General features: G+C 48.2%; 15 protein-coding genes. All 15 read right to left on the reverse strand.

Features of this window, described 5'->3' with window-relative positions; all coding sequences use genetic code 11:
• Nucleotides 1-31: 31 nt before the first annotated feature.
• The gene (locus B1748_RS23520; protein ID WP_179215778.1) at nt 32-2,107 is read right to left on the reverse strand and encodes an SGNH/GDSL hydrolase family protein; all 2,076 of its coding nucleotides are present in this window, start codon (nt 2,105-2,107) and stop codon (nt 32-34) included.
• A 4-nt stretch (nt 2,108-2,111) separates the two neighbouring features.
• Entirely contained in the window at nt 2,112-3,896 is a 1,785-nt protein-coding gene (locus B1748_RS23525; protein ID WP_087570394.1) for a hypothetical protein, read from the reverse strand.
• Nucleotides 3,896-4,816: a hypothetical protein gene (locus B1748_RS23530; RefSeq protein WP_087570395.1), complete on the reverse strand. Its 921-nt coding sequence runs from the start codon at nt 4,814-4,816 to the stop codon at nt 3,896-3,898. The genes B1748_RS23525 and B1748_RS23530 overlap by 1 nt, the downstream gene beginning before the upstream one ends.
• Nucleotides 4,817-4,826: 10 nt before the next feature.
• Complete coding sequence (locus B1748_RS23535; RefSeq protein ID WP_087570396.1) at nt 4,827-5,108, reverse strand: hypothetical protein; 282 nt, start codon at nt 5,106-5,108, stop codon at nt 4,827-4,829.
• A 4-nt stretch (nt 5,109-5,112) separates the two neighbouring features.
• The gene (locus tag B1748_RS23540) at nt 5,113-5,427 is read right to left on the reverse strand and encodes a hypothetical protein (protein WP_087570397.1); all 315 of its coding nucleotides are present in this window, start codon (nt 5,425-5,427) and stop codon (nt 5,113-5,115) included.
• A gap of 55 nt (nt 5,428-5,482) precedes the next feature.
• Entirely contained in the window at nt 5,483-5,866 is a 384-nt protein-coding gene (locus tag B1748_RS23545) for a hypothetical protein (RefSeq protein WP_087570398.1), read from the reverse strand.
• 18 nt (nt 5,867-5,884) lie between these two features.
• Complete coding sequence (locus tag B1748_RS23550) at nt 5,885-6,721, reverse strand: phage major capsid protein (RefSeq protein ID WP_087570399.1); 837 nt, start codon at nt 6,719-6,721, stop codon at nt 5,885-5,887.
• A 23-nt stretch (nt 6,722-6,744) separates the two neighbouring features.
• Complete coding sequence (locus tag B1748_RS23555; RefSeq protein WP_087570400.1) at nt 6,745-7,509, reverse strand: hypothetical protein; 765 nt, start codon at nt 7,507-7,509, stop codon at nt 6,745-6,747.
• Nucleotides 7,510-7,586: 77 nt separating this feature from the next.
• Nucleotides 7,587-9,485, reverse strand: a complete 1,899-nt coding sequence (locus tag B1748_RS23560) for a portal protein (RefSeq protein WP_087570401.1) — start codon at nt 9,483-9,485, stop codon at nt 7,587-7,589.
• Nucleotides 9,486-9,747: 262 nt separating this feature from the next.
• Nucleotides 9,748-11,085: a PBSX family phage terminase large subunit gene (locus B1748_RS23570; RefSeq protein ID WP_087570403.1), complete on the reverse strand. Its 1,338-nt coding sequence runs from the start codon at nt 11,083-11,085 to the stop codon at nt 9,748-9,750.
• Entirely contained in the window at nt 11,082-11,462 is a 381-nt protein-coding gene (locus B1748_RS23575; RefSeq protein WP_087570404.1) for a hypothetical protein, read from the reverse strand. Before B1748_RS23575 ends, B1748_RS23570 begins: the two co-directional genes overlap by 4 nt.
• A gap of 5 nt (nt 11,463-11,467) precedes the next feature.
• Nucleotides 11,468-11,977 (reverse strand): hypothetical protein, encoded by a 510-nt coding sequence (locus tag B1748_RS23580; RefSeq protein ID WP_143810366.1) that lies wholly within the window; start codon nt 11,975-11,977, stop codon nt 11,468-11,470.
• A gap of 356 nt (nt 11,978-12,333) precedes the next feature.
• Entirely contained in the window at nt 12,334-12,762 is a 429-nt protein-coding gene (locus B1748_RS23585) for a hypothetical protein (protein WP_087570406.1), read from the reverse strand.
• A gap of 80 nt (nt 12,763-12,842) precedes the next feature.
• Nucleotides 12,843-13,823, reverse strand: coding sequence for a hypothetical protein (locus B1748_RS23590; RefSeq protein WP_143810367.1), 981 nt, complete (start codon nt 13,821-13,823; stop codon nt 12,843-12,845).
• Nucleotides 13,824-14,003: 180 nt separating this feature from the next.
• Nucleotides 14,004-14,231: a hypothetical protein gene (locus B1748_RS23595; RefSeq protein ID WP_087570408.1), complete on the reverse strand. Its 228-nt coding sequence runs from the start codon at nt 14,229-14,231 to the stop codon at nt 14,004-14,006.
• Between the last annotated feature and the right edge of the window lie 176 nt (nt 14,232-14,407).

Consider the following 14,407-nt stretch of genomic DNA (forward strand, 5'->3'; position numbering starts at 1 on the left):
TCTCCTTTATGTCTCAGTATGGTCCGTATGTTCATCTAACATCGACGAGACAATATTCCGCAGCCGGTTTAATGACTTTGGCCACCACTGTTCCAGCTGTCGGGCTGACGTTACGCGCTAATCTTCCCCCTGTTGATGTTACAAGCAAGTCAGCCGCATAAGTTGCAGCGGATGTCCTAGCGATAGCGAGTCCCTTTGTCACGATATAACCTTTGTCATCTGCTGTAGCCAAGCAGAAGATGCCGGAACAGTTGACTGCATCAGCGGTACTCACAAACGTCATAAGCCCCGCCGTGGTGCCGTCCGGTCTAGCAGGGTAGAAACGTGATATGGCATTGGCGCTCGGTAACTCCCGGATGACGCTCTCCTTATCGATCTCGTTACCCGGATACAAGTTTGTGTCCGATAGGTATACCTCTGAGATATAACTATAAGTCATGGTGTTTGCTGGAAGTTCATACGGCGTCTCGATGATTTGCGGCTCTATAGCTATTGTTTCAATGAATTCTTTTACAGGCGGAATGACAATTACCTGATTGGGATCATTGAGCAATTCGACGTACTTACTTGGCTTCCCGTTGATGTATAGCAACACAGCGGTTGGTCTATTTCCACCAACGATTGGTAGAGTAAAATCCATTGCCGTAGAGATGTTAATGTACTTCGGAACGACTGGCGGCTTGTTTTGCGTGAATGCCTCTTGAATGATCTTACGTGCCAAGTCCTCATATGTCCGTTTATTCGGATGCACAGCGTCCGCAAATATGCCACTGCGTGGCTTACCATCATTGGCCGGATCGTTGGCATATGCGTAAAAATCAAAGACTGCCATGTTAGGCGTTTTCGAGGCCTTATCTAACAGCCACGCGTTATACTGCTTTACTACCGCGAGTTTAGGAGCATCCATGGAAGAGTGCGGTCCGATCGTAAACACGATAGGATAGATGTTGTTTTCGAGAGCATTGTTAATTAGGTAATCTGCATCTGCAATAATGGCTGAAGGAGTTCGTCCAGCGAAAACATCGTTGATCCCGCATACCAGTATGACGAAATGCGGCCTTTTAGGAAGTGTATTCGTCGGGCTTAACGATCCTACCGTTTCGGCCAGAACATCACGTCCCCAACGCGTGCGAACTTGGTCAAAACGTTGCCCGCCTATGCCGTGATTGTATATTTTCAGTTTGGTATGCTGCTCGATATGATACGATATTTGCCCCGGAGAGTTTGGCAAGTTCGGATCGTATCCGGGTGCATCCAGCCGACCATGCAAAGCAGGATGACCCTCCGATATACTATCCCCGATTATGACTCCAATCGGCATATTGAAAATGATGCGATTCGAAATAATATTAGCCAGCGTCATCACCCAACCGCTTGTACCGGAGCTATTAGCTGTCGGTATACCATTGCAAGCCTTGCTGCCTTCATAAGTGTTGAAGTGGTTTGTGTCCGAGTTGAATGTCAGTGGAATCATACGACTTGATTTTTGTTGAGACAAATTATAAAAGTCAATGTTTCCGTTTGTAATTTGGATCTGCTGCTCAGTTTCCGCCAACTGTGCAGTATGATCAGCGACTACACCAGCGATTCCCGGGTCCGCATAAGCCGGATTAGAGATGCCGAACCATGAGCCGGTGAAGTTCGCTGATGGATCGAGTTTGCGAGTATCGGTCAATTCTGTTTTGGATACGAATCCCTCTCCGATCTCGACATCCAAGTTATCGACATACGTCTTCAGCGACTCTAATAGTGCCTGTACGGTGTTACCTGCCAATCCTCCGATAGTAGTGGCTCCCACAAAATCCGCACCGCTAGAAGATGTTGTAGTGCCTCTAAGCTTGTTCCGGATAGATTCAATCAATGCCTGAACCGTTGTTCCGTCCAGGTCCGTTATTGCTGTTGCACCAATGTTGTCGGCGCCGCTGTTATCATCTGCAGTAAGTGCTAGTGCCGGCAGCAGAACATCGTTGATGAACGTCTTGATTGTATTTCCGGATTGGTCGAACTTTTGCTTCAATTCAGCAGCCGAAAGCCCGTCTAATGCGTTGGGCCTGTCTCCAAGCCCCTGTATGATGTTCAAATCATCATTTAAATTCGGCAATGACATGATATCACCTCGACTTGCTGCCATAACGGGCAGCGAGATTGATAGAAAGTATGGTTAACGTGTCGTTTATCTCTTCGTTGGATAAAATCAGCTTGAAGTAAACGAACTTTTTCGCCTTTATTTTGAACCTGAACGGCTGTGGATTGTAGTTGACTAGAAAGCTATAATCACCAAAGTCGGTATCGTCGAATACGGACATGTTGTAAACCGCCGTAAAATCTTTAGCCAGTGCTACCCGATCCGTTTGAAATGTGATATCTAGGCTTGATCGATACTCCGGCTTCAGTGAAATCCACATCTCATTAAGAAATTTTTGCAGCCATTCTGCTTCGAAATCGAAGAATCCCATCTCCCAATAGGAGCTTATGGCCGTCTCGTTGTCCGTCTTCAGTCCAGATTCAAACTTCATTATCTTGCCGGAGTCGGTACCGAAGTATAATTGATCGTCTGCAATCATAAAGCACGTAACATTGTCATTGAGTTGGAACTTGTACCACACATCCAAGCGGTAGTTATAGATATAAACGACATTTCCGAACGCCATCCAGTACTCCCATCGCCTTTCCCAATCCACTGTAAGAGCCGTAGAGAGGTCGAGAGCGCTTAATGATGGCTGAACACGCTTAGATATATAGTTAGCGTTACGCTCATCCCTAACGTTTGTAGCGACCCACTCTTGAACTCCTTTGAATATGGTGAACGGGTTGTTGTTGATTAATCTGGACTGACCTGGAGCCACATTTCCCTTCGCTTGGTTCAGCGGGAACGTTGGAAAGTCTGCAATTACGTCACCCGACTCTAGCGTGATCGGATCATAATATGAGTACCAAGCTTCACCACCGTTGGTATAGATGATCTGCCGGTCGTACTGCCTCACGATATCCGTTACAGCGAACTCGTCAGAGCTGATTTCGCGATAATTGAGGGCAGGGATATACTCCGCACTCGGGACGCCATTAGCTAGACCCGTGTAGACATAACGGTTTGAGCCGTTTCCGTAGAAGAATACCCGGGTGTCGTTCTGACCTCCAAAGAACATTGCGAATTTATGACCTGTGACCTCTTCTCGCTGACCGGCTCCCTTAGTCCATTGGATATCTACGTTATCCTGGCCCGTTGGAGGAGCTGCCAGGAACGTCAAAATTCCGGTCACAAGGTTGACAGTGTAATCAGTTGTTACCGTTTTGACCACTCCATCAACCTTAACCACATCAACGCTCGTCAGATCTGTTTCGGCTATTTGGTATTGAGTAGCTGTATTGTCTCCGGAAAACGTCTGACGCTTCTTCCCTGTCAGTACATTCAATCCTTCGTTTGGCGTTCCTCCACCTGTCGGGGGGGTAGATGTTGCAATCAGTGGAATGTAACCCACCACATCTCCAAAAGTTGTTCCGTCCCAGCTTTTATACTCATGGCCGTTGAGCATATAAACCTTGCCGCCGTAGGCAAAGAAGTAAGTCTGCGCATCGATTAACGTGCCCACGCTTGTATTTGTGCCTAACGCCAAATCATGCTTATAGACGTTCCCGTTAGCCGCAAATAGAAAGTGGTACGTCCCCCCGAGAGAGCCGTACCACATGCCTTGTATATCAACAGCCCCCAACGTTTCGAATAACTGCCTGTATCCGTTACGTTTGCGCAGTTTGTAGTTCTCTGTAATCCGGAAGTTGTACATATTCGGGCTCTCGCCTAACTGCAGCTGAGTGTCGCCCGATGTGTCCTGGTTCAACCCAAGGAACCGGTCGATGGTTTGCGGGGGCGTCTGTTGCTGTCGTGGTATTACGGCCATCACTCAAACCCCCCGTACAAATTTGTGATTTTCTCAATCGGTTCAGGTTGCCGCTTACTCGAGATGGACTTCAATTCCTCGTACCGTTGGTTAAAGAAAGAAGCTGAATCGGAGTTCTCGGTAAGCAATAGATGAGCAGCTACCCCATAAGGAAGAACTGTCCGAGCGGTTACATCGTCAATTTGCAGGACATCCGTCATAGCCGTGATTACGGCGGGTATTGGACGATACACAATCCGGAGTTTTCCCTGATAATCGTAGCTCATGTAGAGGTCACGTCGACCTTCCCATTTGTATCCGGATGCCTGTCCGTAATAGGTCGTTGGCTTCTCGCTAACTACCTCATCCGTACTCTTGAAGTCAGCCGGCATCGTCTTCTTGATCCAAGCTTTATACTCCGGAACGTCATCTACTGAAGCCAACGGAACGCCAAATAGTCCGCGGTTAACTGTTCGATAGTAGTAAGTTCCACCGAATCTGAATCGCGATCGCGTAGCCCCGATAGAGGGGGTCACAATGCCCTTATACGCAGCGTAACCGATAGTAGTTGGCGTGGCGTTGATCGTCGCAAGAGTGTTCCAGGTTCCGTTGTAGTCTTCGATATAGACCGTAGCAGGCTTATCCACTTCGAAATAGTAAGCCCTGACGCTTCCGGCACATTCTCGAGTAAATTCAGTTCCTTCGAATGTTCGAATGTCGAACTCTCCGTTGTGTCCGAGCAAATTCGGGATCGGATAATTCGATATCTCGTATGTGTTGAACAAATCACCCTGCTTTATCAGCTCCGATTGCAGCAGAGTAATGAGCCCCGGCGTCTTCACCTTATATGAAATGGTATCCGATTCACTTAGCAGACCTGTATCAAGCCGCTCGTCGATCAGATCCATCGTAATGCTGAATACATCTTGAGCTGTAACCATATGTCACCGCCTAAAGTTTGGCGTAGTAGCCGATTGCCGTACCGCTTGTGAGCGTGATAGAGGCGAATTTACCGTATACTGTAGCTCCGACCGGAATAGGACCGAGTATAGGGTTAATTGCTCCTTCTACGTCCTCCTGCGATGCCACGACCGCTGCTGCAGTAGCTAGAATAGCGCAAAAGTAATATCCAGCGTCTGGCTCGACCTTAGTCGTTCCTGTGATTGCTTTTCCACCGCTCATACCATGGGTATTGAGGAGGGTTTGCGCAGCCATTTGTTCCAGTTGACTCATAACTTCACTCCTTCGGGTGTTCTGTCTTCTTATGTTTCAGTAGCACACCTTTATTGTCCGATATAAATTCGCATTGATCGCAGCGCCATTGCTTTGTTGGCTCCGTTGTTTCAAATGTCTGCTCCAGATCATCCGTCATATCAGGAGTAGGTGCTTTGTCTGGCGTCGGAACACTGTCGAAATGGTGATGGAATCGCTTAATGACTCGCTCGTTTTCAGTGGTGTACTCACCTTTGTCATCGAATCGCACATATTTAAGCAATCCGATCGGTGGATTCAGGCGTACAAGTTGATTCGGTTCTCCTCTGAATGTGACCATATATCCTCCTTAATACAGAAAAAGAGCGGAGCATTGACGCCCCGCCCTAATCTGTCTACGGCATTTGAATGACCGATACACGAAGCGCATGGTCCGTCAGCAGACGTTTGCCAGTCGCTGGAGTAAATGTGATGGCGATAGTGCCGGCCTGAGCCTTGTACTTCGCACCCTCCAGGACAATAGCCCGTCCTACGCCTTGTGCAACGGAACCGGTCAACGCAGCTCCAGCAGCCCAATAACCACCAGCTGCGATGGAATAAGTGACTGTGCCTTGATCAGCCGCCACGTTTTCGATGTAGATCAGCACTTTCTCATCCGATTTCGTTGGCGTGATCGTGAACACTTCCGTTTGATCAATCGTGCTGGATGTTGCAGCGTTACGCGTTACGGTTGTAATGGTGTTGAGCACCATTGTTGTGTTTTGTACAGCTACTGCCATTGCTTATCACTCCTTGTATTAGATTTCAGTTTCAGCGCCGAACGTGAATGCAGCGTTAACCAACAGGTCAGGACGGATCGTCTTGCCGCCGTATACGTGGAGACCACGAACCGCGTCAGCGAACTGGCTTTCCAGGCGTAGGTGTTCCGTTTCAACGATCTGATCGGCGTATACGATGGAGTTGTACGCGCCGGCCAAGCATTGCGAAATCGGAGTATCTACCGTTCCAGTGTTAATGACCTGGTTTGTAACGAAGATGTCGAGTCCCATTACCTTTGCCCATGCCATGCCTCCAGTGCCGTTGATGCCGTTGTTGATTTGGAACTTAACGCCCGCAAGCTCGATTTTAAGTTGCAGCCATGGTGGAATGACCATGAACATATCCGTCTCAGGAACGTTACGCTCTGCCAGCTTCTGACGAACTGCGCCAACTTTGGAGAGAACGTTGGCCGTGGTGATCGTACCGGATACCAAATTCAGAGCATCCACATACTTGCTCAAGATGAACGTGTCCGCAACCTCTCTCAATCCGTAAGCAGCACGAGAAGCTTGGCTACCCTTCTCGTCGATATTGGTTTGAGCCTTGTCGATGTCATCCACTTTGAACGCGAAATACTTTTGCTGATCGATAACCATCACTAAGCCAGCATCTTTCAGCGTTTCGTAATTCACCGTTCCGTTGTAGTTGTTTATTGTCGGATCCGAAAGACCGTTAAATTTAACCGTGTCCCCGGCCTTTTTGATTTCTCCCTCATGTTCCCGAGAACAGATTTTTTTAGCGACCAAGTTATCTTCGAGAGTACGGAGGATTTTAGTGCTCCATATTGTAGGGACAAAATTAGGTGTTGCTCCCATTGTGTATCACTCCTAGTTATTATTTAAGTCCATTGCTTCATTGATGCCTGTATTGCATCCCAGTTCTTGTTTGTCTCTGATTGAGACATACCCTTTACTTGCTCACGAGTAAAGAAGGCGGGCTTCCCTTCCCCTTGACCCGTAACAGATCCAGTCGAACTGGCTGCATTCAGTTCATTTTGTTGCTCTATCTGCTTGCCTTGCTCAATCTCCGCAAGCTTGTCCTTCAGCAGCTTGTTTTCGTGCCGTGCATAGGCATCCACAAGCCTCGTTCCCTTGTTTACTTCTTCCCACACGCCCGGAGGTATCTCGTCCGGTTTGATGTCCGGAAAAGCGTCGAGGAACGCCTTGAATTCCGCTTGTTGCTTCTGCTCGGATTCTGTTTTCTTGCGATCGTTCTCATACTCTTGGCGGAAACGCTTGTTTTCCACCATTTCATTCACGAACTCATCGGGCAACCCTTGTTCCTGATACTTCTCGATGAGAGCCTTCTCCGTGAGAGCCTGTTTGTACTCAGCCTCCGTCTTGATCGGCTTTCCCTGCCACTCATAATTCTGCTCGGCAATGTAGGCGTCACGAGCTTCCTGCGCCGCCTTCTTGCTTACCGATTCACGATCACGATCCAATCGTTTCTGGACAATCTCATTCAGTTCGGATTGGGTGAACGTCTTCTCCGGTTTCGTCTCGACATGTTCCTCACTCGGCGCGGCGTTCTCCGTAGTTACCGCCTGTTCAGCTATGGGTGTTTCGACTGTTTCCGAAGGTGCTGCTGTTTCAATGTTTTCCATGGTATTACCTCCACATTTTTAAGCGGCGGTCCGCTGTTGTATTGCCGAAAGTGAAAATAGAATAGGCGCTAGGATTCTCACCTAACGCCTGCTGTTTGCTGTTTCATGCCTTCGAGGGCTAATTTCCCTTCAATGTCCAACTGTTTTAATGCCGCTTGCTGTTGGAACGCTTGATCTGCCTTGGCTTGCTCTTGCGAAGCTGCAGCTTGTGCCTCTTGTTGCTGTTGCATTATCATTTGTTCCTGCTGCGCCTGTTGCTCGGCTTGTTGCTGTGCCATCTGTTCAGGAGGCATCATCATCATTTCCATGAGACGTGCCTCTTGTTCCTCTGGCGGCAACTGCTGAATCTCCATCTGTTGCTCAGGCGGCAACGACTCCATGAAACGCGCCATTTGCTCGTATATGAACTGCTGCTTCATGTCCTGCGCCTTCAATTCCTCAATCAGCTCCTGCGATTTTGGAATGATGCCAGCCGGTAGACGGTCCAGGTATTGCATGAAGGTGATACGATCGTTGTTCAACAGGTTATCGAGCGTCTGCATGGCTGTGATTTGGCTCCAGTAAGAAGAAGGACCGACATCAATCTTTATGCGAAACTTCATCTTCTTGAGGGTAGCGAAGTCGAACTCCTGCACCACCCGTTTCCCAAGAACTTCTATGTCAACTTTACGCTTACCGTAGTAGTTAGCCATGAAGTCCAGCCAGATATAGCCAACATCCTCGACAAACTGGTAAAGGTTTTGTTTGATCGTTTCCAACGGGATAGCTGAGGACTGCTGAACAGCTATGATAGCTGATGTATTGTCCGGCTTAACGTCACCCAACGCTGCATCCGTGGCGCCCAACATATCCTTCGTGTACTGAATAGCAAGGTCGATTAGCTTAAACACTTGCTCCGACATATTACCCGGATTGAGATACGTCGCCACCGTTCGGATATCCGTTGAAGGGTCAGCTGCTTCTACACCGATTGCCCCGCCGATCATGTTGTCCCACCCTGGAATAATGCCCTTGTTGTAAATGGCCTTCGGAAACGCCGTATGCATGAGGCTCATCATCGCCATGGCGAACATTTTGTTGATGAAGATTTGGTTCGGAACGAGTCCGGTACCAAGCGCCTGACCGTGATAACTGTTCTTGCGCTCTCCCCAGTTCATCCAAGCTACGGGGTACAGTTCCAGCTTCGTATTCCATTCGGGCCGAATCTCCGTGTAACAGGTGGATTTCTTGGCGTATACCACGCCATTTTTCTTCCAGAGTTTAAGCAGCGCGATTGCCTTGCCCGTTCCGTCCCCCTTGCTGTCCAGTTCGATTTTGGACCGGTCACCGGATTGATAGAATGTCTCTTCATCACTCGATATGAGCTTCACCTGATCCTCTGGAATACCATTTGCCTCGGCCTCTTCGCGCAGCTTGGACACTAGCTCACGGAAAGCGATGATGATATATGGCTGGGTCTGTACTCGCTTGTCGTTTGGATTGCCGAACATCACGTTCACGGAGTCGATATCCTCCATGTTAATGTCGCCCTTCGCCTTTTGGCCTGTATCGATGCTCGGATCCCAAAAGCTATAAGAGCATCCATCACCCGAGATAGCTGAGTCCAACAGCCATTGCCTGAGATGCTGCGTCATCTTCAACTTCTCTTTCAGAGTGTTACTATATTGCGTGACCAACTCAGACGCCTTTTTGATGTCCGCCTCATCCTCGTTCTGCGGTTCGTCACCGACAGTCTCCGGAGTGAACTGAATCGCCACATCTTGGCTCAGGATCGCCGCAATAAAGTAATCAATGATCCGTTTGAAGATGTTGAATACCGGTGTAGGAAGACCATTCGCCTTCACCCCTGCCCACTGATCGCCGCCATAGAATCTCTCGTTCTTGTTGACGTTGTCGTACAGGGATATGCGACTGTTGTAGTCGATTCCGTCCTGGTACTGCTGCCATTCCAAGGTTTTTGTATAGTTCGCCTTCATGTCTCACCTTCTTTCTGCGGCGTCCCGTCATAGGCCATGAGGTTCGCTAATCCCTCCATCATGTGGGCGTTAGCTGCTTTCGTTTCCTTGCTTTCATGTGACCTCTGTATGTGGCTTTGAACGGCTTGTACAGGGTTCGCAATAGGTTCTATAGTTTTTCCTTGATTGAGCGCTAGACCGTCTTTCAGGCCTCGCCTGTAAGCCCACAACGGCAGTATGAATAGGCATAGCCCAAAGACTACACCACCTACGAGATATTCCATTAGTTCCATCCTCCGGTGACATAAGACTGATCAATCACGCCGCCTGTAATCGGCGTTTCTTTTTTGCGAGACAATCCGAAATCATCACGCTTGCCCTTTTCTGACTGCTCTTTTTTGAACATCATGCACTCGTCGTTAAGGCCATATCTGACCGCATCAATGGAGTGATTGTTCTTGTCAGGATAACCAGCCTTCCAGTTGCCATTCGCGTCCTTCTCGTACTCGTAAGTGAGGAATTCCCTCGCAGTCTCCGGGCAACGCATATCGTCGATGATGATAGCCTCCAAGCTCTGCAAGAAGCGTATGCCGTAATCGATGGAGTCAGGACCCTTCTTAACTCCCCTCACTCGCAAACCATACTGCATCAGCTCATTGTTACTCTTGGGCTCTGCCGAATCTGCGATGATCTGCTCATTCTTCTCGTTCTCCATGCTTATATGTTCAAACAAGTGGTAATTGCTCATGCCCACTTTGTAAAGCTCGTGGTAAATGTACAGCCGCTTTAGTTTCCGGTCGTAGTGCATGACGTTGTAGGATAACGGATCGACCGCATACCCATAGTCAAGCCCGCGGCGAATGTTCCAGAAGTCCTCGATTTCCTCGTCGCTGATTTTCCGTATCTGCACATTGTCGAAGATTTCCCCGCCTGTACCTGTTTCAATGCCCAGGTACTCATGCTCATAGGCGTTAGGCTTCGTCTCCTTGAGGTGATTAGCCTCAACCATGAATTGATGGCCTAACCACTCTGCTGGAACCGTCAGATAAGTGCTGTGATGCACCAGCCTATCCGGTCGAGTAAGCTTCTTCTCCGTGTTAACCCAGTTGTTCGCGCTCTTGGGAGGGTTGTACGTGTAGAACACGATGAACTTCGGACCGCCCCGCATGAGAGATTGGTTAATCATCCGTATCTCTTCCATGCTGGTGAACTCGTCTAGCTCCTCGTACCAAATAAACTTCGTGTATCCCTTCGCAAACTTCATCGACTTGATCTTCTTCGGCTTGTCAGCTCCCCTAAAGCGTATCTCCTGCCCTGTAGGCTTGTAGGTGAGGACTAGCTTCGTTTCGGGCATATCCCAATAGTCAGACACCCCAAGCGACTCTATCGCCCAAATAAGCTGATCCTTAACCGACTCATTGAGTGTATCCTTTACCTTTCGGAGTACAACAGCATTCGCTAGTGGATCGGACATGATGCCGAGGATGATCTCGACGGATACGAGAGATGACTTTGTACTACCACGTCCTCCTGATAGCCAATAGTGAGTATGCAGCCCTTGTTTGATATCCTTGTGAACGTCGAAAAAGGATGGAGCGACAATCGATGATAGGCGTGTCATTTGATATCATCCACGATCTGGACGCCAATATCAGCTGTCTTTCCGCCAGTCATCAGTGCTTGTTTGTCGTATAGCGTCCCTACATACGTCGATATATGGGACAAAGGTATCTCTCGTTTGTTCGCCTTCGCCTCGATTACCATCGTGTGTCCAAGATCAATAGCGTCTTCGATGTTTTCCCATAGCTTCTTGACGAACTCTTTTCTTTTATGTTCTCGTAATCTCTCAAGGTCGTCGGGATCTTCCTTGCTTATCTTGTCTACAGTAGCCCATGACAGCCCCGCCTCTTTTGCCACTTGATTCTTTGCCTTGCCGGTGGCTAACAGGGCTTTCACCATCTCTTTTGTTTGGTCATCAGGTGCAATCCCCTTAGCCATCGACATCACCTCCATTGATCTGGGATATGCGACACCAAAACAAAATCCTTCTGAAACTCAACTAGAGCTATTGGCAAGTTATTCGTCTTGATCGTCAGGTAAGTCCTAAAATGTATCTTGTTATCTATTAGCACCAATCTCACGTTCGGATCGTATATGCCGCCTACGATTGTTTTATACAACATCAGTTGTCCAATTGCACCTACTTGCAAAGATGGAGATGTATGCGGGTTTCTGTCGCTTTTCTTCTTCACTTCGAATATCGTGATACTCCTGTCAGTGTGTTGTACCAACAGATCGATAATAATTTGAGTATTATCAAATCTAAATTGCTTCTGTCTCAACACAACTCTCTTAGGAGGCAATGACATGCCATCTAGCAAATCATCTATGTGCTCCAGTATGTGGGATTCAAACTCGCTCTCATTGCCGATAAAATCCCATTTGATTTCATCTTGCAACAATAACCTCACTTCATCGTCACTTAGCGTTTTGCTTACTGGTATGGTCATCATCTTCACCTCCCGTTATATCCCCACAAACAGAAAAGGAAGCCGTATAGGCTCCCTCTCTGAGTACAAGCAAGTTTATTTAAGCCGATATGTTGGAAGGCGTCGGCTAAAGCGCCAGCGTGGACAAGGATTTGCACCTTGTATGATGAGCCACTCGTCTGCCTGTTTACGTACGGCGTCGCGGAGTCGGCTATTTCGCCGTGAATATCCGCTCGTGGAATCGAACCACTAGGCCGCATCTATCTGCCATTAGCGTCTACCTATTCCGCCACCACGCATGTATGTGATAATCCGGCATGAATTTCACATAACCATCATATCATGATTTGTCCATCGCGGATTTCACTGTTATTGCACTATTAGCTTACTTTCAGGCGTTCTGTACGTGCGCTTATTTTGCTAACCCAACTGTACGAAAAGTTTAGATCCAGCGCGATCTGCTGCAAGGACTTTTGTTCAACGTCCCGTTTGAAAGCAATCCTACGTTCCAAACTTTGCATATCTCCCATTTCCTGTTCCATCTCGCGCTTTGTTTCGTTCTTCCGTTCCAACGTGTGCTCGATCATGATGATTTCATTTTGCAGCATCTCGGCGTAATCCATCGCCTGAATGTTCGTACCGGATCCAGAAGGCATCCCGCTGTATGACGCCGTCATCTTCACGAAGCTTCTCTGATATGCCCGTTCTGCGCCGATCAAGTCCGTTTTTAAATCACGCAGCCGCATCTCCAAAATGTTGATCTCTTTCAAAAGGTCTACGTATGCTGTACTCCATGTGTAAGTTTCCATGCCGGATTCCTCCTTATGCTAAATGGTGTTAAATCAAAGGGAACCACTTAGCTTGTTGTGGTTCCCCCTCAAAATTGCTGTTAAACGGCTACTTTGTATGAATCTCGCTCGATGGTTGCCATTCTTTTTTCGAGAGCTTCGACTCTTTCTTCGAGTGTTGGCGATCCCACCACCGGCGCATTAGAGGAGTCGCCATCCAATCCACTGGCTGCGCCTTCTTCGCCGGGAAACTGTAAATCAGGAACGACTACGTTATGAGTCTCCTGAGCCAGCCTAGCCAGTTCAGCCTGCGCCTGTTCCGCACGAAATCGTTCGGCCTCTTCCTGCGACTCTTCGCGGTATTTGCCGATCTCCAGATACGGAATCTCGATCTCTTCACCAGTCGCCGAAAGGGTAGCAATGAAATGAGTCTTGCGGTTCTCGTCTCTCCAGCGTTTGTTGTAGATTCCAGGCTTGGCCGCTTGAATCTGTTTCGCCAGATCCGCAAGGTTCGCTGTCATGTTTGTTGGAACGCTGGACGGCTTCGATTCCAACTGCTTACGGAGAGATTCGTTATCTTCAGTCAGGCGGTCAACCTCTTGCTTCAACTCGATTATTTCTGCTCCAGCTGCATCGCGCTTGGCTGTCATGTCTGCCAATAGTCCGCCTAGCCGATCCGCCTCCACTCTGAACCCTTCAAGCTCAGCAATGGCATCCTCTTGGCTGGCTATCTCCGATTTATAGCTTGCTTCGAGTGCCGCTGTCGCCGCTGCCTTCTCGCCTTCTGTTTGCTTCCACCAGCTCAGGAAGAATTCATAATGTGTCGGAGATACGAATAAGTCGCGAAGCAAAATGCCCTCGATCTCCAATGTATCCGCAACAACTATTGCCGCTTCTTCTGCATCAGCGATGTTTTCAAGCTCAGATTGTTTAAATGCGATCTGGCTATTCAGCACTCTGATATTGTCTTGCAACGCATTTGCTTCCGGTGTGCTGGACGTTGTTTGCAGACGCGCCTCTTTTTCGTCGCGCTCTTTGATCAATTCCGAAATTTCCGCCTGTAAAGATTCTATTTGACTCACGCTTCCACCCCATCGTATAATTGATAGTTTATAGTTAATTTTATTATAGCACATTTAACGTCGATTGAGTAGTATAAAACCTTGATTTCACGCGGTTTTCACGGTATTTGTCGCAATATTCCGACTACATTTTCGGCGGATCTCGCACCTTTCTCCCTCCTTGGTTATGTCGCAATATATCTATATTGCAACCCTAGTTTTGTTCGCTTCGATCTTCCGAGCAGCCTGGACGGCCTGTTCAATTGCAGTAACCTCGTCTTCTGCTTCCTGCAATTTAGTACGACTCTCCTGATCCGGGAGATAACACCAACGGCCCTCGAATTTAACCTGTGGATGCCATACCTTAAAAGTCCGCTTTGTCTCTTGATCGAGGTATGTTGCTTCCTTAGCTCTGACTGTTTTTGCCACCCTGCACCTCCAAGTTCCTCAATATTCAGACTGCGTTCGACGATAGGCAGTCTTTGCATATACTTGAATCCGCTCCATGACGACACATGTGACCAGCTTTTACTTTCGATTTAGCCCATCTAGCAAAATGTTTCTTCGAGCAACCAAGTGTTGTTCCCGATGAATACCATTTTCCT

The sequence above is a fragment of the Paenibacillus sp. MY03 genome (assembly GCF_002165585.1).
Taxonomy (GTDB): Bacteria; Bacillota; Bacilli; order Paenibacillales; family Paenibacillaceae; genus Pristimantibacillus; species Pristimantibacillus agaridevorans.